The 16,283-nt window shown below is 44.3% G+C and carries 23 protein-coding genes and 1 pseudogene; 14 read left to right on the forward strand and 10 right to left on the reverse strand.

Going from position 1 to position 16,283, the window contains the following annotated elements; genetic code table 11:
- Positions 1-40: 40 nt before the first annotated feature.
- On the forward strand, positions 41-976 hold the full coding sequence (locus WCV65_RS12685) for an alpha/beta hydrolase (RefSeq protein ID WP_338776930.1): 936 nt from the start codon (positions 41-43) through the stop codon (positions 974-976).
- Positions 977-1,002: 26 nt separating this feature from the next.
- Here the strand turns inward: WCV65_RS12685 and WCV65_RS12690 are convergent, their stop codons facing one another.
- On the reverse strand, positions 1,003-1,185 hold the full coding sequence (locus tag WCV65_RS12690) for a hypothetical protein (RefSeq protein WP_338776932.1): 183 nt from the start codon (positions 1,183-1,185) through the stop codon (positions 1,003-1,005).
- Between the two features lie 110 nt (positions 1,186-1,295).
- Here WCV65_RS12690 and WCV65_RS12695 point away from each other — a divergent pair, with 110 nt between their 5' ends.
- The 3 genes from WCV65_RS12695 (at position 1,296) to WCV65_RS12705 (ending at position 3,560) form a co-directional block, all read left to right on the forward strand.
- Positions 1,296-1,772, forward strand: a complete 477-nt coding sequence (locus WCV65_RS12695; protein WP_338776933.1) for a GNAT family N-acetyltransferase — start codon at positions 1,296-1,298, stop codon at positions 1,770-1,772.
- Positions 1,763-2,440, forward strand: coding sequence for a Type 1 glutamine amidotransferase-like domain-containing protein (locus WCV65_RS12700; protein ID WP_338776934.1), 678 nt, complete (start codon positions 1,763-1,765; stop codon positions 2,438-2,440). Before WCV65_RS12695 ends, WCV65_RS12700 begins: the two co-directional genes overlap by 10 nt.
- A gap of 205 nt (positions 2,441-2,645) precedes the next feature.
- Positions 2,646-3,560: an alpha/beta hydrolase gene (locus WCV65_RS12705; RefSeq protein ID WP_338776936.1), complete on the forward strand. Its 915-nt coding sequence runs from the start codon at positions 2,646-2,648 to the stop codon at positions 3,558-3,560.
- A 56-nt stretch (positions 3,561-3,616) separates the two neighbouring features.
- Here WCV65_RS12705 and WCV65_RS12710 read toward each other — a convergent pair.
- Positions 3,617-4,234: pseudogene (locus tag WCV65_RS12710) on the reverse strand (Tellurium resistance); the annotation flags it as partial.
- 167 nt (positions 4,235-4,401) lie between these two features.
- Between WCV65_RS12710 and WCV65_RS12715 the strand changes: the two are divergent.
- Together WCV65_RS12715 and WCV65_RS12720 are read left to right on the forward strand one after the other, a co-directional pair.
- Entirely contained in the window at positions 4,402-4,995 is a 594-nt protein-coding gene (locus tag WCV65_RS12715) for a DUF6434 domain-containing protein (RefSeq protein WP_338776938.1), read from the forward strand.
- Between the two features lie 12 nt (positions 4,996-5,007).
- Positions 5,008-5,892, forward strand: a complete 885-nt coding sequence (locus WCV65_RS12720) for an oxidoreductase (RefSeq protein ID WP_338776940.1) — start codon at positions 5,008-5,010, stop codon at positions 5,890-5,892.
- A 26-nt stretch (positions 5,893-5,918) separates the two neighbouring features.
- On the opposite strand, the gene WCV65_RS12725 is transcribed toward WCV65_RS12720, so the two are convergent.
- From WCV65_RS12725 to WCV65_RS12735, 3 genes are read right to left on the reverse strand one after another with little or no spacing between them, the layout of a single operon-like run.
- Entirely contained in the window at positions 5,919-6,338 is a 420-nt protein-coding gene (locus tag WCV65_RS12725) for a DUF4395 domain-containing protein (RefSeq protein ID WP_338776942.1), read from the reverse strand.
- 35 nt (positions 6,339-6,373) lie between these two features.
- A complete protein-coding gene (locus WCV65_RS12730; RefSeq protein ID WP_338776944.1) occupies positions 6,374-7,624 on the reverse strand; it encodes an MFS transporter in 1,251 nt (416 codons plus the stop codon).
- A 5-nt stretch (positions 7,625-7,629) separates the two neighbouring features.
- Positions 7,630-8,676: a metalloregulator ArsR/SmtB family transcription factor gene (locus WCV65_RS12735; protein WP_338776946.1), complete on the reverse strand. Its 1,047-nt coding sequence runs from the start codon at positions 8,674-8,676 to the stop codon at positions 7,630-7,632.
- Between the two features lie 143 nt (positions 8,677-8,819).
- Here WCV65_RS12735 and WCV65_RS12740 point away from each other — a divergent pair, with 143 nt between their 5' ends.
- The 4 genes from WCV65_RS12740 (at position 8,820) to WCV65_RS12755 (ending at position 11,702) form a co-directional block, all read left to right on the forward strand.
- Positions 8,820-9,593, forward strand: a complete 774-nt coding sequence (locus WCV65_RS12740) for an alpha/beta hydrolase-fold protein (protein WP_338776948.1) — start codon at positions 8,820-8,822, stop codon at positions 9,591-9,593.
- A 161-nt stretch (positions 9,594-9,754) separates the two neighbouring features.
- Positions 9,755-10,126: a GntR family transcriptional regulator gene (locus WCV65_RS12745; RefSeq protein ID WP_035404187.1), complete on the forward strand. Its 372-nt coding sequence runs from the start codon at positions 9,755-9,757 to the stop codon at positions 10,124-10,126.
- On the forward strand, positions 10,123-11,019 hold the full coding sequence (locus tag WCV65_RS12750) for an ABC transporter ATP-binding protein (protein ID WP_338776949.1): 897 nt from the start codon (positions 10,123-10,125) through the stop codon (positions 11,017-11,019). Before WCV65_RS12745 ends, WCV65_RS12750 begins: the two co-directional genes overlap by 4 nt.
- On the forward strand, positions 11,016-11,702 hold the full coding sequence (locus WCV65_RS12755; RefSeq protein WP_338776950.1) for a hypothetical protein: 687 nt from the start codon (positions 11,016-11,018) through the stop codon (positions 11,700-11,702). Before WCV65_RS12750 ends, WCV65_RS12755 begins: the two co-directional genes overlap by 4 nt.
- 328 nt (positions 11,703-12,030) lie before the next feature.
- Here WCV65_RS12755 and WCV65_RS12760 read toward each other — a convergent pair whose 3' ends face one another.
- Together WCV65_RS12760 and WCV65_RS12765 are read right to left on the reverse strand one after the other, a co-directional pair.
- Positions 12,031-12,273 (reverse strand): DUF2552 family protein, encoded by a 243-nt coding sequence (locus tag WCV65_RS12760; protein WP_035404181.1) that lies wholly within the window; start codon positions 12,271-12,273, stop codon positions 12,031-12,033.
- Between the two features lie 10 nt (positions 12,274-12,283).
- Positions 12,284-12,607, reverse strand: coding sequence for an iron-sulfur cluster biosynthesis family protein (locus WCV65_RS12765; RefSeq protein ID WP_035404179.1), 324 nt, complete (start codon positions 12,605-12,607; stop codon positions 12,284-12,286).
- A gap of 141 nt (positions 12,608-12,748) precedes the next feature.
- Between WCV65_RS12765 and WCV65_RS12770 the strand changes: the two genes are divergently transcribed.
- Positions 12,749-12,961: a CDGSH iron-sulfur domain-containing protein gene (locus tag WCV65_RS12770; protein ID WP_035404178.1), complete on the forward strand. Its 213-nt coding sequence runs from the start codon at positions 12,749-12,751 to the stop codon at positions 12,959-12,961.
- 124 nt (positions 12,962-13,085) lie between these two features.
- The gene (locus WCV65_RS12775) at positions 13,086-13,214 is read left to right on the forward strand and encodes an HPr family phosphocarrier protein (RefSeq protein WP_338782277.1); all 129 of its coding nucleotides are present in this window, start codon (positions 13,086-13,088) and stop codon (positions 13,212-13,214) included.
- A 49-nt stretch (positions 13,215-13,263) separates the two neighbouring features.
- Here WCV65_RS12775 and WCV65_RS12780 read toward each other — a convergent pair whose 3' ends face one another.
- Together WCV65_RS12780 and WCV65_RS12785 are read right to left on the reverse strand one after the other, a co-directional pair.
- Positions 13,264-13,599 carry a YolD-like family protein gene (locus tag WCV65_RS12780; protein ID WP_035404174.1) on the reverse strand — a complete coding sequence of 112 codons (336 nt, stop codon included), beginning with the start codon at positions 13,597-13,599 and terminating at the stop codon, positions 13,264-13,266.
- 18 nt (positions 13,600-13,617) lie between these two features.
- Complete coding sequence (locus WCV65_RS12785; RefSeq protein WP_035404172.1) at positions 13,618-14,874, reverse strand: UV damage repair protein UvrX; 1,257 nt, start codon at positions 14,872-14,874, stop codon at positions 13,618-13,620.
- A gap of 213 nt (positions 14,875-15,087) precedes the next feature.
- On the opposite strand from WCV65_RS12785, the gene WCV65_RS12790 reads away from it, so the two are divergent.
- Both WCV65_RS12790 and WCV65_RS12795 read left to right on the forward strand, forming a co-directional pair.
- The gene (locus WCV65_RS12790) at positions 15,088-15,294 is read left to right on the forward strand and encodes a YqzH family protein (RefSeq protein WP_338782278.1); all 207 of its coding nucleotides are present in this window, start codon (positions 15,088-15,090) and stop codon (positions 15,292-15,294) included.
- A gap of 20 nt (positions 15,295-15,314) precedes the next feature.
- Positions 15,315-15,854, forward strand: coding sequence for a DUF1572 family protein (locus WCV65_RS12795; RefSeq protein ID WP_338776954.1), 540 nt, complete (start codon positions 15,315-15,317; stop codon positions 15,852-15,854).
- Positions 15,855-15,880: 26 nt separating this feature from the next.
- Here WCV65_RS12795 and WCV65_RS12800 read toward each other — a convergent pair whose 3' ends face one another.
- Positions 15,881-16,261, reverse strand: coding sequence for a hypothetical protein (locus tag WCV65_RS12800; protein ID WP_338776956.1), 381 nt, complete (start codon positions 16,259-16,261; stop codon positions 15,881-15,883).
- Positions 16,262-16,283 lie beyond the last annotated feature (22 nt).

Genomic DNA, 16,283 nt, shown 5'->3' on the forward strand with positions numbered 1-16,283 from the left:
TGTAAAATGTGACAAAAACCTTTTAAAGGGGGAAAAACCAATGAAGAAGCTTGTAATCGGACTTGGTGCAGCCCTCTCTTACATCGTTTCTGTCGGGTTCTTTTTCACTCATATGATGATGTATTCGAAAAAGAAAACGGATGAAGAGATCATCGAAAAAGAAAAACTCGGCGGCCATTTTGTCCAAAAGGATTTCGATGAGCTTGAGAAGAGGAACGTGAGCATTCCTTCCAGGTTTGGGTACAGCATTAAGGGCTATCTGATCGCTCCGTACAAAGAGAAAAAATTTGTCATCGTCAGCCATGGTGTCACGATGAACCGGTATAATTCCATTAAGTATATGAATCTGTTCCTTGACCGGGGCTATAACGTCCTGATCTACGATCACCGGCGGCACGGTGAATCCGGAGGGAAGACAACGAGTTACGGCTATTATGAAAAATTCGACCTGCGCTCTGCGGTCCATTGGCTGAAGCATCAATACGGTGAAAACATTACCCTTGGCATCCATGGGGAATCCATGGGTGCCGTGTCCATGCTTCTATACGCCGGCAGTCTGGAGGACGGGGCTGATTTTTACATAGCAGATTGCCCATTCGAGGATTTGGAGCAGCTGCTTCTTTACCGCCTTCAAGCTGAAATCCGCATTCCTAAATGGCTTGTCATGCCAATCGCCCGTCTTTTTCTTAAATGGCGTGACGGGTATAACATGGATGAGGTTTCACCGATAAAAATCATAGACCAAATTCAAAAACCTATCCTATTTATTCACGGAAAAAAAGATGGGACCATTCCCTTCTCTTCCTCTATTCATTTGTATAAGCAAAAACCTGGTTTAAAAAAGATCTATATCGCTGAGAATGCAGAACATGCGATGTCCTTTACGATGAATCAGGCTGAGTATGAGCGAAGGATTAAGCTCTTTCTTCAGGAGAGCGGCATCGAAGAAAAAGAACTGACTGAGCTGGACATTTAGTTGTCCACTTCAGTCAGCTCTGCACGTCAATACTTTTCCATTTCTCTGCTTTCTCTTCGCTTAAACTTATTATAATAGTATACATACAATCCCGCCCCAAGCAGAAACACGCCTGCAAACACCCAAACCGGAATTCCCCAGTAATAAACTCCTCTAAAAGCCATTCCCAAAAACATGATAGCGTCCCACAAAAAATCAAATTTTGACATCTCCCGCTCCTTTTTACCCTTATTTTACCTAAAAAGTGGATTTTTTGTCATACTTTCTGGATTTGCTGTATGATATGGATTAGAAATTCTCGTATATTAAGGAGACTAAAATGGAATTACAAAAATACCAGCCCCATCATATTGAAAGGCTTCAAGAGTTCAGCCTCCCGCCAGAGCAATTGCCATTCACTTCCCTGCCGATTAACAGGCTTGAAGGCTCCGCAGGCGAGCACCCAATTGTCATTCTGAATCAGGGAATACCAGTCGGCTTTTTTCTTCTTCACTCCAGTGAGAGAGTGCGCGAATATACAGATCTCCCAAAACGGATGCTATTAACCTCCTTCTCTATTAATTTCTCTGATCAGGGGAAAGGGTATGCTAAAGAAGGACTGCAGCTGTTAATTGACTTTGTTCAGCAGGAATTTCCAGAGTGTTTGGAAATCGTATTAGCTGTCAACCATAGAAATCTCGCTGCACAAAATCTATATAAAAAAGCAGGATTTCTTGACACAGGCAATCGTAAAAACGGCAGGATTGGAGAACAATATATTTTAAAACTGCCGATCGAGAATGCAAAATGCGTTTAGTATTAATCGGAGGGGGATACGCCAGGGAGGATGATCAGTTTCCCATTAATCAACGTTTGGCGGAACTGACAGGAAAAGAGAATCCTGACGTCTTATTTATACCGACCGCCTCAGCAGATGATGAAGACTACATAAATGAATTCCTCGGAGTTTTTGAAAATCGCCTTACGTGCAGAGTCTCCGTCTTGCGCATGCGTTCCCTCATCCCTTCTGACTCAGAAGTAAAGAAAGCTTTTCATGCCGCTGACTTGATATATCTTGGCGGCGGGAACTATTTGAATATGATGGAGAGATGGAAAAAATGGAAAATCGATTACCATTTAACCCAGGCTCTCCAAACCAACACATTAATTGCCGGAATCAGTGCCGGAGCCATTTGCTGGTTCAACAGCGGACTTCGCTCTGATTATGAAGGAGATGGCTACATGGAAAGTGAGGGCTGGCATATAATCGATGCTGTTTTTTGTCCGCATTATAATCAGCCTGAACGTGCGGATGCCTTTTACTCCCTTATGGAACAGTCAGACAGAAAAGGCATCGCAATTGAAGATGACTGTGCCTTATATCTAAACGGAGATTCCTTTGAAATCATAGGTTCACCATCAAAAATTCATACGTTTGGCGGGCTGGCATTCAATCAGCTTGCCCGTATTAGCCATCCTATTTGACACCTTTATACCATGGAAAAGCTGAGGCGTTCACTGCATGATAAGAAATGGATGAGGCAAGAGAAGGAAAGCCGCTGAAAGCTTATTTCAGTGCACCGTATTTTGTTAAGTTTATGGACGTACTAAAGAACCCCCTATTTCTTTCTTTTCAATCTATCAATCGTTAAAATAGATATAGACTATGTCCTGAATGGAGGATGCATGAATGAAAAAGCTATGGATCGGCCTCGGCATCGCCTTCTCATACATCTTCATTGTCGGCTTCTTTTTCACGAATATGATGATGTTTATTAAGAAGCGGACAGACGAAGAAATTCTGGAGCGCGAAACACTGGACGGGCATTTTATTCAAAAGGATTTCGATGAGCTGAAAAAATCAGAAGTGACGATTCCTTCTACGTACGGATACGACGTCAAAGGCTACCTCGTCGCCCCTTACGAGGAACGCAAATTTGTCATCATCTGCCACGGTGTTACCGTAAACCGCTACAATTCAGTAAAATACATGAATCTGTTTTTAAAGCGCGGCTACAATGTCCTGATCTATGATCATCGCAGACACGGAGAATCCGGAGGGAAAACAACAAGCTATGGACACTATGAAAAATATGATTTGCAGTCTGTTGTCCATTGGCTGAAAAATCAATACGGCCAGGACATTACCTTAGGAATTCACGGAGAATCCATGGGATCGGTTACGATGCTTCTTTATGCGGGGATGCTGGAGGACGGCGCTGACTTCTACATTGCCGACTGTCCATTCGACAGCCTGGAAAAACAGCTTCTCTACCGTCTGAAAGTAGAATTCCGTCTGCCCGGCTTTCTCGTCATGCCGATTGCCCGTCCTTTCATGAAATGGCGCGATGGATACTCGATCAACGAAGTTTCTCCGATAAATTTTATTGATCAGATTGAGAACCCCGTCCTTTTTATTCACAGCAAGGACGATGCTTACATTCCATCTGAATCGTCACAGCTGCTGTATGATAAAAAAAATGGCGCCAAGAAAATCTACTTTGCCGAAAAAGGTGACCATGCGATGTCGTTTACGGAGAATCGGGAAGAGTATGAGAGGATATTGGATGAGTTTTTGAAAGAGACTGTGCCTGGAACACAGTAGATAGCTGGTTTCATCTGGAAGATCCGGGTCCTAAGCTAAGCCTAGGACCCTTTTCTTTATTTTCTTCCTGCCTGCCACTTCATTCCCCATCCAAAAGCCCTGTCCATTTTTTCATGTCCCTGAAAATATTCGACTAAACGTGTAACGTTAAACGTCTGATCTTGGACGTTTTCAATCATGGCAATTGCACACATCGTTTGGCCATTGCGGTGTTCATCAAGCTTTACCTCAATGTCCTGGCCATTGCCGTATTTCAGTGTAACGACACCATCTACCTCTGACCAGTTAGCTGCTCCCTGATAAATAAACGTATATACAAGAATCCGTTTTATCTCCTGTATCCGGTCTCCATTAATCCGGAGATTTTCTCCTCCCGCCGCCGCTCCTGTCCGATCATCATGATCCAATTGAATATAAGGAAGCTGCTGAAGATTTCCAAACGCATTTCCGAGGGCCTGAATGCAGCCTTTTTGTCCGTTCTTAAGTTCATATAAACAGCCTAAGTCAAGGTCTGCTTGACTTGCACCTTTTCCGAGCAACCCGGATAAAAATCCTCCTTTCGCAGGTTGGTTCTGCTGTTTCTGATTCCAGTTTAAATTTACCAATAGTTCGCCAATACCTGATCCGCTTGTTTTTGAGAGATTAATGGATTCACCTTTTTTCTTTAACTCAATCACTCTATTCATCTCCTCCTACTGGATGATGTTTCCATTTCACTTTTTAGTTTACTAAAAATAGGGCATTTTCTCCAATACCAACTCATCTATGGTTACTTTTTCCTCTTTTTGTGATACGATCTTCAAAAGGAACATACGTACGTTATTTATTTGGAGGGATTGGATTGAGGCCTAAACTGACTCTATCTATAGCGGTACAGGATTTCACGAACTATTATTGGCTGAAAGAGGAGCTTCAGGGTTTTTGCAGAAAGAATGGACTATCACCAACTGGTTCCAAATCAGAGCTTTCCTCGAGAATTGCAGCGTTTTTGCAGACGGGAGAAATACTAAAGCCAAAACGATCTGTAAATCCTCCTGGAAGAGAAAAGTCCAAGCGGGAGCTGACTCTGGAAACGGTGATTACGGAAAACCACCGCTGCAGCCAGGAAGCAAGAGCCTTCTTTAAGACAGTGATTGGACCGGGATTTCATTTTTCTACATACATACAGAACTTTTTTAAAACGCATGCAGGGTATACCTATAAGGATGCTGTAAAAGCCTGGCATGAAGAAGAAGAACGAAAAAAGAACCCTTCATACAAATCAGCCATTGCCCCTCAATTTCAATACAACCAGTTCACTCGTGACTTTTTCGCAGACCCTGCAAATAAAGGAAAAACGCGCAAAGATGCCATTAATGCATGGAATTCGGTCAAAGGGCTTCCCGGCGGCAGCAAGTATAAGGATAACGGGCTTCATGCAGATGAGAAAGACTAAAGGAGAAATGGTATGCAGAATGCTAAAAAGGCGATAGAAAACACATCAAACATGAAAACGATCCTCATTACCGGTGCGTCAAGCGGATTTGGAATGCTCGCTTCCCTTGAATTAGCCAAAAAAGGCCACACCGTGATCGCAGCTATAAGAAATATGGATAAATCGAAGGAACTTTTAAAACTAGCAGAGCATAACGGGTGTGCAGAAAAGATTTCGATCCATCCTCTGGATGTGACCAGTGCTGACTCGATCGAGGCACTCCAGCAGTTTCTGAAAAAAATCGGAAAGATTGATGTCCTGATCAACAACGCGGGATTTGCATTCGGAGGATTCAGTGAGGAAATTACGATGCTTGAGTTTAAAGATCAATTCGAAACGAATTTCTTTGGTGCTATCGCGGTAACTCAGGCTGTTCTTCCTTTCATGCGCGCCCAGAAAAGCGGAAAGATCATCAGCATGAGCAGCATAAGCGGACTGATCGGCTTTCCGGGTCTGTCCCCTTACGTCTCATCCAAGCATGCATTAGAGGGATTCAGTGAAAGCCTTCGTTTGGAAGTGAAACCGTTTGGCATTGATGTCATGCTGATTGAGCCGGGATCCTTTTCAACGAACATTTGGACAACCGGGAAAAAGGTGGCGGAAGTATCCATGGACCCGCATTCTCCCTACTTTTCTTATATGACAGGAATTGAAAATGAGCTCAAACGGGGAAGCGCAAAACAAGGGGATCCGATGGATGTGGTGCAATTAATAACTGTTCTATGCGAAAAACGGAGGGTGTATAAGCTCAGATATCCGATTGGAAAGGGAGTCCGCTTAACACTCCTTTTAAAAAGAATATTGCCTTGGCGTATTTGGGAATCCGTTATTCTACGCAGACTTTTGCCGAAAAAATAAAAAAGAACCCGTCCATCATGGGTTCTTTAAACGCGGCTTGATTGTCTGCGTTGACGGTATTGCTGCCATTGGAAGCGGATAAAGCATCCAATGCAGAAGCCCAGTATTGCTATAAAGGCTGAGAGGGCAACCATTGCCGTAAAAACATAAGCCAGAGTCATCCAATTCATGACGTACCCAATATAGCCAAGAGCAAGACAGCTAACGGCTATCGCCTGGTTAAACTGCTGCTGATCAAAATCCTCCGGAATGTATGCGGATGCCGGTTTTCTCAGGAACAGTTTGGCCGTCTTCATGACCGGATTAACTTTAAAGATCAACCCCATCAATCCTGCGGCTAACGGTATAAGCAGTATCCAAGCCCATCCGGTAAGCCATGCTGCTAAAACAGAAAGTACGATGAACCATTGATTGGTCATAACGAGAGGTTTCGGAATGGTTTTCATAAAAAACCCACCTTACTGATTGGAATATACGTATTTTACACCATTCTTTTCTTTTTGGGAAACTTGCTGTTTTCTTTCTCAAGCTTCAAGTAAACGACAGATCCAGCCAGCGAAAAAAAGCTCCCCAATATGATCACAGCATGTGTACCTGCCCTTTCAGCCAAAAAACCCGCCATAAAGGCCGCGAGCGGCATAAGTGCCCATGTCATAAGCCTGCTTGTTGCCTGAACTCTCCCCAGCAAATGATCCGGTGTAAAATCTTGCCTTATTCCGGCGATACAAGGATTCATCACCGCAGCGGCTGCCGTTCCAACTGCATTCAGTATGAGCAGCAAAAAGAATTGTTCGGTCAGACCAAATAGAAAAATGGAACACCCGCCTATAAAAGATGAGAGAAAGAGCAGCTTTCGATTTAATATCCTTTTTTTGAAGAGTCCTGCCGCCATGGCCCCCGCTACCACGCCAGCTCCGCTGAAGGAGAGCAGCAGTCCGATTTCCCATTCAGAAAGACCAATTATATCTTTCAAATGAAAAATCAGCATCGTCACAAAAAGAGTTGTTCCAACTACAGACAGAAGCAGCGCCATGTTCGTATAAAAAATAGGCTTCGTCTTTATGACAAATTGAAAGCCCTCCACTGCATCATTCAAAAAGGAGTGCTTTACTTTTTGAGAAATAGGAATGGATTTAATCGGGATCAATAATATGAACAAATACGCGATGAAAAAGCTAACACTGTTGATCAGCAATCCAATACCAGGATTGTACAAGCTTATTACCAGCCCGCCAATGGCCGGTGCCATTAGGACGGATGTGTTAAGGATCGCTGAATTAATGGAATTTACGGCCTGTAGATCGATTTTTCTTACGAGTTTTGGTATATAGGCAAACTGCGCAGTCTGATACACCTGGCTAAAGATTCCGATTACAAAAACACTAAAGAACAAATGCCAAATTTCCAAAGCACCAATAAGATGCAGAGTACCCAAGATGCCTGTTAAAAGACATCTCACTGCATCACAGATCAGGAGAAGCCTCCTTCGGTCCATCCGGTCTGCCAGGATCCCTGCCGCCGGCTGAAAGAGTATTGGCAGACGTTCGGCGGCAGCGGCAAATCCCATCATTAAAGGCGACCCCGAAAGAGCGAGTACGATCAGCGGTACAGCGATCATATAGATCTGGTCTCCGAAAAATGAAATAAAATTACCGCTCAAAAGCTTCAGGATGTTTCTATTTTTCTTTAGCTCTAATTTTGCTTCCCCAATCACATAAGCACGTTCCCCCATCCATATCACTTCCTGTCCAGAAATTGGTTGAGTTCTTCAGAAAGCGCTTGAAGCGAGACCTGTCTCAGGAAGTACTTAGACTCTTTTACTTCCACGAGCCTTGCTCCTTTAAGCGTTTTTAAATGATGATGAATCGTCGTTTTTCCCATCCCAAGTTCATCTGTTACTTCCTGCAGCGTCCGCCCTTTAACGGAGAGCATTTTAATGATTTTCAATCTGATTTCATCTCCAAGCGCTTTATGTTTTTGAACGAGCGAGGCAGGCGGAATGAATGGATCATTCGGATAGATGCTTTCATTGGATGCCGGATAAAAAAATACTTTCGTGTCTTCAAAATCCGCTTCAATATTCCACGGACGGTAAATGGTGTGGGGAATGAGCAGAACGTGATGAATACTCGGCTCAGGAGGATAAATCCTCCCCTCAGTCGCCCATTCTACAAACGGCTCAGGTTTCATTTTCGCGGCCATCTTGCTTTTCGATTCAACATCTCTTTTCAGGATTCTGTTAATTCTTTCTTCATCAGGCTTCACCGCCGCTTCATACCAGCCGGTAAGCATATGTAATAAATGCTTCTTCAGCTTTCCCGGATCCTCCTTGCACACCAGCTCAATATAAGCCGGGAAGAACGGATTCCAGCTTGCCGCTTTCTGCAGCTCAAGCAATGACGCTTCATCTCCCCCCGCAGCTTCTTTTCTCGTTTTCTGTAAGTGAGTGCCAAGGAACGGGAGACAAATAAATTTGAAGGCTTCATTCGAAAGGGATTTTATATAGTCTATAAACGATGAGAGATTTTCAAAGTTCTCTTCATGCAGCAGCTGAAGAAGCGCTTTCCATGTGTTGTTTTTCTCTGCATAATCAAGATGATCCAGCATCTCTTCCTGAAGAGAATCTTTTATTCTCTTCCACTCTGACTCCGGCTGCTCCAGGGTTTTAATCAGCGGCGTGTTCGTAATGGCGGCAATTCCGAGTGCAGCCTCCCATAGCAGTGAATAACGGACCTCAACCTGGTAGGTTTCACGTTCTCTTCCTGTTTCAAAAACAAATTCCATTTCCATCACCTCTCTTTTTATTCTATATTTTTAGAATTGTATATTCAATAAAAATAGAATATTTTTGAAAAATCTTTGAACAGAAGGGATTTTTACCTTTTACAGCGAAAGAATGCTGAAACGAAAGAAAGAGGTTGGAGAGATTGATAGACTGCTTTCAAATCCCAATGAATGCGTTCAACGAGGAGCGGACCATCCGTATATATCGGCCTCCCTCCTACTCAAGCAGCAGCAAAAGCTATCCTGTCCTCTACTTGCATGACGGACAGAATGTTTTTACAGATGAATTGGCTGTTGGCGGCGTATCTCTTGAATTGGCGAAAGAATTACATAATAAACAATATGAAATCATTATTGTGGCTATTGATTTGAATCCCGCCGGAGAAGAACGAATCAACGAGTTATGCCCATGGGTCAGCGGGCCATACAGCGAAAAACTGCTTGGCAGAAAAAGCCTGGCCGGAGGGAAAGGATCCGCCTATCTTGATTTTATCGTTCATGAGCTGAAGCCCTGTATAGATCATTCATACCGGACCATACAAGACCAAACCTTTATGGCCGGCATTTCATTAGGCGGGTCCCTTTCGGTTTATGCAGCGTGTAAATATCCGCATATTTTCACGAGAGTGGCAGGGCTTTCCTCTGCTTTTTACCGCAATCAGGAAGAAATGGAGAAGCTTTTGAAAGAGGCTGACTTTGCTTCATTAAACCGTCTCTATTTGGATTGCGGGACGAATGAGGGCGGCGAACATTCAGCCATCAGTGAGGAGTTCTTATCCTCCAATCAAAGAATTTTCGAGATTCTGAGAAAGAAAACGAAGGAATCAAGATTTGAAGTCATCAATCAGGGACGTCATCACTATTCGGATTTTAAAGAAAGGTTCCCCCTGGTTTTAGAATATTTGCTGAAGCGTTAAAATTTATAACCAACTTCTTTATCCAAAGGATGCAATGGCTGCATCCTTTTTTGTACGCTCTGAAATTTAGGCTGATATTCTTCTCTTTCGCCCATTGACATGATCTTCCACAACTTATATAGTTAGTTACATAAGTAATTAACCAAACAACTAAAGGAGGTATTGTTCACTTGATAGATGACAGCCGTCCAATTTACGTACAGATTGCAGAAAGAATTGAAAATGACATCATTGAAGGCGGCCTGCCTGAAGAATCACAAGTCCCCTCAACCAATCAGTTCGCGGCTTTTTATCAAATTAATCCGGCTACAGCCGGTAAAGGAGTCAATTTATTGGTCGATCAAGGAATTCTCTATAAGAAAAGAGGAGTTGGCATGTTTGTCGCTTCAGGGGCTCTTGAAAAGTTAATGGAAAAAAGAAGAGAACAGTTCTTCGAGCAATACATCAAAACGATGCTTCATGAAGCTGAAAAAATAGGCATTACAGCAGATCAGCTGAATGCGATGATTCAAAAAGGGGCGAGCATGCGATGAACCATATATTAGAGGTAAAAGAACTTACAAAAACGTACGGAAAGACCGAAGCCGTTAAGGATGTAAGCTTTTCATTAGAGCCGGGTAAAATTTATGGACTTCTGGGGAGGAACGGTGCAGGAAAAACGACCATCATGAATATGATTACGGCACGGCTTTTTCCAGCAAGCGGAGACATCCGGATTTTCGGGGAAGATCCATATGAGAACCGCGGCGTACTCAGCCAAATCTGCTTCATTAAAGAAAGCCAGAAGTACCCTGATACGTTTAACATTTCGGATTTATTTGATATTTGTTCTTCTGCTTTTCCAAACTGGGATCAGGAATATGCCGACTCTTTAATCAAAGATTTTAACCTCCCTCTTAAGCGGCGGATGAAAAAGCTTTCCCGCGGCATGCTCTCCTCTGCAGGCATTATTGTCGGGCTTGCCAGCAGAGCACCTCTTACGATATTTGATGAACCATACCTTGGCCTTGATGCCGTCGCCAGAAATATTTTTTACGACCGCTTAATTGAAGACTATAGCAGCCATCCCCGCACCATTATCCTATCGACGCACCTAATCGATGAAGTCAGTAAAATTTTGGAGCACGTCATTGTCATTGATCACGGGAAGCTGATTATGAATGAAGAGGCAGATGCTATTCGCGGCAGAGCCTTTACGGTCGTCGGACCATCAATAAAAGCGGCTGAGTTTACAAATGGGAAAAATATATTGAAAAGCGAAGCAATTGGAGGACTTGTTTCTGTTACTGTACTGGGCCGGCTGAGTCCGACAGAAAGACAGAATGCTGATCAGCTTGGATTGGAGCTTGCCCCTGTATCCCTGCAGCAGCTGATTATCTATTTAACGAGTGCTTCAGCAGAATTAAAGGAGGAAAAGGCACAATGAACCCAACTGCTGCCGTAATGAAAATTCATTTAAGATACAAACTTACGCTTTTATATTTACCTTGGATTATCAGTCTCTCAAGCCTTGCCATTAACTTTCTCGTTGCTTATCTGATTCAAACCGAAGAGGGATTTTATACCGGAGGAGTCATGACTATTTTTGTGTTTATGTTTGTTTCAGGCATTGTCATTCCCTCTCAAACCTTTCCTTTTTCCCTCGATTTGAGTTTGCGGAGAAAGGATTACTTTAAAGGAACCATCTCTATTTTCTTCCTTACAAGCATGGTGACTGCTGTTCTGCTTTCTCTCTTTTCTATTATTGAAAGCCGTGTCACTGCCGGCTGGGGCTTCAATATTCACTTTTTCAGTCTGCTCGATGTGTTTAGCCAAAATCCATTTTGGCAGCTGTGGATCTTTTTTGTCCTATTAGTCTATAACTTTATGTTCGGGTTTCTTATAGCCGGTCTGTACCAGCGTTTTGGAAAAAACGGACTGTACCTTTTCTTCTCTATTCTCGTACTTCTTCTAACAGGTTTAAGCTTAGCCTTCACCTACTTTCAATGGTGGGCCCCATCTTTTGGGTATATAGCAGACCATCCAACCGCTGTTTCTTTATGGATTCTTCTCATCAGCCTGATCTTCCCTGTTTTCGCTTATTTGCTTCTTCGAAGGTCTCCCATCTAATTTCCAAACAGGGCTGTCCATAACCCCACTTGCTATTTAGATTTGTTTAGGCTGATTTTCACTGCAGGGCTCCCTCATCCAGGGGCGGGCAGTAAGCCTCCTCTGGCTTAAGCGCCTGACCCTGTCCCGCTGTTCCCGCCGGAGTGTCGCCCTTCCGCTTCAATCAGAATGACTCTAATTACAGGGAAACGCTTAGAATGCGTCTCCCTGTTTTTTATCAGACTGGACGCCCTGCATTCCTTCGTAATCAGTACTGCGCGCGAAAGAAATAGATTAATTTCCCATTGTATGAGCCAAAAAAAGAGAAGCGCCTAAAGCGCCTCTCTCCTTAAAGTACATCCGTTACATCTTCCATATTTTCGCGCATCCAGGTGATCGCATCATCAATTGTCGGAAATTCCTGGGCCTGGAACGTCATTTCGTCCTGCAGGAGCCAGACATTCTTTTGCTCGTCATGGATTCCTCCGATTGACCAGTGCATCAGACTGAATGGATGATTGTTGTTTAAAAATGATACCCATGTTTTGTCCTGGGCAATGTTTTTCATGGATTGGAATTTGTCTTTTTTCATGGTGTCTTCCTCACTTAACGACTAAACTCATGCGCGGATTGAGCATTTGTGACGGGCTTTTCAGCGCAAAGGTATTGGCGGATTCAAGAAAATCAACGGTCATGTTTTCATCTAAAAAGACCATTTTTGTCTTTTCCAAATAGACCGGTTCAAAATTGGTTTCGATCTTCAAATCATCCTCTTCTGTTTCCTTCACAAGCCAAAGTGCTGCGACCCCTGATACGACACAGCCGCATCCCTCTGTATCATATTTCAGCTTCAAATGAGCTTCCGGGTTTTCACTTAATCTTGGCGCAATTCGTTCTATTGCCTTTTCTGTAAATGTTACATTCATGTCCTGCACCTTCTTTTAGATGATGTATGGACAGTGTACCACAATCTTTGGTTTAACGCCCTACTTGTGCAAAGGACCGTTGCTTTTTCAGATGGTTGGGATTAACATTAGAGTATCTTTTTTCTGGAAAGGAGGACACTCGTGTCTAAAGTTCAAATCAAAATACTGGATAATGGCCCTTTCCGTGTAACTGGAGATGTGGAGCTTGTGGATGCAGAAGGCAATGTGTATCCGGCCAAGCCCGCTTTTTCCTTGTGCCGCTGCGGTCAATCTCAAAACATGCCGTATTGTGATGCTACTCATAAAGGCAAATTTGACTCATGCGTGCGCGCTGAAAAAGAACTGGATTTATAATTAGGGGGATGGGGAAATGAAGGTTCGCGTTTTAAAGCCTGTTTTTGCCGATTCAGCAAGCAAGCTGGTTCATACAGCTAATCAGTTTGAGGAAAGAATCCTTATTAAAAAGGAGCATTGAGTCATTGACGCAAAGAGTTTGCTTGGCGTTTTGGCTCTATCTCTTCAGCCTGGCGAGACAGTTGAAATTGATGCTGAAGGCAATTCAGCTGCTGGCGAAGCGTTCATCGAACTTGGGCTTTTTGAAAAGTAATCCGTAAAAGCAAGGACCAATTGGCCTCTTCCAATTGGTCTTTTCCCGCTCAATCCCCGCACTCCTCAATCTTCACAACGCTCTTGAGCAAAATGGTCTGCCGCTTTCCTTCTGTATTTATAATACGGATTGCCTGTTCAAGCTGGTCGAAAAAATGAATAGATCCGGTGTACGGAACGAGCTGCTCATGCTCGTGAACGGTGAAACGCAGCGGATGATGATTTTCCATTGCGATGCAGATGATTTCGTTAAACTGCTCGAGCTGCTGCTCATCCATTTCCGGCTTCGCTGTATACCGCTCTTCCTCTTTCCATTGCCGAAGCAGCTTTACGTGCTCAGGCAGCATCATAGATGTCCATTTGATGTTTCCCCGGTCGCGGATCATGTTCCTTCTCCTCCTTCCTTATGCTTTGTGCCCGCCTACAAGTGTAGCCCGGTGTCTTGCCGTTCCCGCTTTCGTGTAGGAAACCGCCCGGAGCAGGGAATCGGAGCCGTATTTGCTTCGTATGGAGTCCATGACATACCCGAGCTCGCGCTGCTTTTCCCGGTTTGGCTGAAACAGATTCAGCTGGCTTTCCGTGTCCTCTTCGATGTTGGAGAGAGCAATGGAAATTTTCCGTACGGTCTTTCCGTCATAAAATTCCTTAAAGAGCTCCAGGCAGGTTCTGTAAAGATCCATCGTAATGTTCGTAGGCTCCTCCATCGTACGGGAGCGGTAAAAGCCTCCGCCTAATTCATCCTTGCTGTAGCCGATGCCAAAACTGATGGTGCGGCCGGCCCGGGAGTGATGGCGCGCTCTTCTCGCCACCTCCTCGCACATCTCAAGAATGACATGCTTCACCTCTTCCGGATCCGTGTAGTCGCGCATGAGAATCTGGCTTTTCCCAAAGCTGATCTGCCCCTGCATAATCGGTTCGCCGATATCGGACAAATCCACACCCCAGGCATGGTAGTAAAGCTGATTACCCATAATGCCGAATTTCTTCTCCAGCCTTTCAAGCGGATAATTGGCCAGCTGGCCTATGCTGAAGATTCCCATCCGGTTCAGATTTTTCTCCATCCTGCCGCCAATGCCCCACATTTTGCTCAAAGGCTTCAGGCTCCACAGCTTTTTTTCTACATCATCATACGTCCATTCGGCCACACCCGTTTTCTTCGCGTCAATATCAAGGCAGACTTTGGACAGGAGCATATTCGGCCCGATACCGATCGCGCACGGCAGCTGAAATTCCCGCTCCATTTCATTTTTAATCTTCCAGGCAATCGTATGGGCGTCGCCCCACAGGTGCTCGACACCGTCGACCTGGATAAAGCTTTCGTCCACACTGTAAATGTGAATCGCTTCTCTCGGCACATAGCGGTGAAACATTTTGGAAAGTTCAGTGGAAATGCGGATAAACATCGCCATTTTCGGGTTCACAACGTGGATCCGGGGATCATCCGGGATTTCAAATTTTCTCGATCCAGTTTTAATATTGAAGTCCTTTTTCAATTGGGGAGATGCGGCCAGTACCACACTGCCCTGCCGTTCGGTGTCCCCGACGACAGCAAGATAGCAGGTATGCGGATCCAGTCCCATCAGGACGGCCGCGCAGCTCGCATAAAAGCTTTTCATATCAACGCAAAGGATTTTCTTTTTGGGAAGCTGGTCATAATCCATCGCACTTACCCCTCCAATAAGAATATGTGTTCGTAGTTCTATTATACCGCTAATCATAATCGAATAAACGTTCGTATTCAATGGTATTTTTTGCCGAACAGTGAAAAAGTGAGGATTTTCCATAAGCGAACCGTTCCATTTGCTGAAAAATCTTTTTTAACAGAAGGAGTTATCTTATAATGTGAGGAAATAGAAAGCAGGTGACGATTGACGATGCAAAGGGAATGGCTCGAGAAAATGCTGAACCGTGCCTTCAGGCAGTATGGACGCAACTTAGAGGAGCACCCGCTTCCCGAAAAAGAAATGGTTTCATTTATGAAGGATATAGAACATATAAAGGATGAGGAAACGGAATATTACGAAGTTATGGAAGATCTCGTGTATGAATATATGGTGAATAAGGATGACTGCAGGTTCTAATGCGAAGCAGGGGTGATGAAATGAGTCTGGGAACCGTGTATCTCAATGTTGTGATCAACCGCTTTAAAGCTGTAAAAAACTTAGGTGACCGGGCAATGGAGCAGTTGAATGCACAGGATTTGCAATGGAAGCAAAACGAAGAAATAAACAGCGCTGCAATCATTGTCAAGCATATGAGCGGCAACATGGTGTCCAGATGGACCAACTTCCTCACAGCAGACGGTGAAAAACCGGACCGCAGCCGTGAGCAGGAATTCCTGAACGATCTGGGAGATAAAGCGGCTGTCATGCAGGTTTGGGAAACCGGATGGAATGTATTGTTTCGTACACTGCATCAGCTTACGGAGGAAGATTTGCTAAAAGAAATCTATATCCGGGGCGAATCCCACATCGTGTTGGAAGCAATTGAAAGGCAGATGGCCCACTACGCGTATCATACTGGTCAGATTGTACACATTGGAAAGGAACGGAAGGATGCAGCGTGGAAAAGCTTGAGTATACCGAGGGGAGAGTCGGAAACTTTTTTGAAGGAAATGCTTGAGAAACATCGGAAGAGCTGAAGCTTGATTGGATGCTGCAGCCAATCTTATTTTTCCGGCCGGGATCTGGCCTTTTCCAGCCGGCCGCCTTCTCTTCCCGGCCAAAACCCACACGATTCCAGCCGTTCCGTCTTCCTTTCCAGCCGAACTTCTTTTTCCAGCCGATACCGACCTTTTTCCAGCTGGTTCCCATCTCTTTCCGGCCAAAACCCACACGATTCCAGCCGTTCCGTCTTCCTTTCCAGCCGAACTTCTTTTTCCAGCCGATACCGACCCTTTTCCGGCCGGCCGCCTTCTGTTTCCGGCCAAAACCCACATGATTCCAGCTGTTCCGTCTTCCTTTCCAGCCAAACTTCTTTTTCCAGCCGGTCCCGTCCCTTTTCCAGCGGCCGGCCACAATCTGTTTCCGGGCTGAAAATTTTCCACACCCTATACTAATCCACATAAAAA

It is taken from the genome of Metabacillus sp. FJAT-52054 (assembly GCF_037201815.1).
GTDB lineage: Bacteria > Bacillota > Bacilli > Bacillales > Bacillaceae > Metabacillus_B > Metabacillus_B sediminis.

Coding starts and splice junctions, on each gene's coding strand:
- WCV65_RS12685 (WP_338776930.1), top strand. CDS start 41: ATGAAGAAGCTTGTAATCGGACTTGGTGCAGCCCTCTCTTACATCGTT.
- WCV65_RS12690 (WP_338776932.1), bottom strand. CDS start 1,185: ATGTCAAAATTTGATTTTTTGTGGGACGCTATCATGTTTTTGGGAATG.
- WCV65_RS12695 (WP_338776933.1), top strand. CDS start 1,296: ATGGAATTACAAAAATACCAGCCCCATCATATTGAAAGGCTTCAAGAG.
- WCV65_RS12700 (WP_338776934.1), top strand. CDS start 1,763: ATGCGTTTAGTATTAATCGGAGGGGGATACGCCAGGGAGGATGATCAG.
- WCV65_RS12705 (WP_338776936.1), top strand. CDS start 2,646: ATGAAAAAGCTATGGATCGGCCTCGGCATCGCCTTCTCATACATCTTC.
- WCV65_RS12720 (WP_338776940.1), top strand. CDS start 5,008: ATGCAGAATGCTAAAAAGGCGATAGAAAACACATCAAACATGAAAACG.
- WCV65_RS12725 (WP_338776942.1), bottom strand. CDS start 6,338: ATGAAAACCATTCCGAAACCTCTCGTTATGACCAATCAATGGTTCATC.
- WCV65_RS12730 (WP_338776944.1), bottom strand. CDS start 7,624: ATGGGGGAACGTGCTTATGTGATTGGGGAAGCAAAATTAGAGCTAAAG.
- WCV65_RS12735 (WP_338776946.1), bottom strand. CDS start 8,676: ATGGAATTTGTTTTTGAAACAGGAAGAGAACGTGAAACCTACCAGGTT.
- WCV65_RS12750 (WP_338776949.1), top strand. CDS start 10,123: ATGAACCATATATTAGAGGTAAAAGAACTTACAAAAACGTACGGAAAG.
- WCV65_RS12755 (WP_338776950.1), top strand. CDS start 11,016: ATGAACCCAACTGCTGCCGTAATGAAAATTCATTTAAGATACAAACTT.
- WCV65_RS12760 (WP_035404181.1), bottom strand. CDS start 12,273: ATGAAAAAAGACAAATTCCAATCCATGAAAAACATTGCCCAGGACAAA.
- WCV65_RS12765 (WP_035404179.1), bottom strand. CDS start 12,607: ATGAATGTAACATTTACAGAAAAGGCAATAGAACGAATTGCGCCAAGA.
- WCV65_RS12780 (WP_035404174.1), bottom strand. CDS start 13,599: ATGATCCGCGACCGGGGAAACATCAAATGGACATCTATGATGCTGCCT.
- WCV65_RS12785 (WP_035404172.1), bottom strand. CDS start 14,874: ATGGATTATGACCAGCTTCCCAAAAAGAAAATCCTTTGCGTTGATATG.
- WCV65_RS12790 (WP_338782278.1), top strand. CDS start 15,088: ATGCAAAGGGAATGGCTCGAGAAAATGCTGAACCGTGCCTTCAGGCAG.
- WCV65_RS12795 (WP_338776954.1), top strand. CDS start 15,315: ATGAGTCTGGGAACCGTGTATCTCAATGTTGTGATCAACCGCTTTAAA.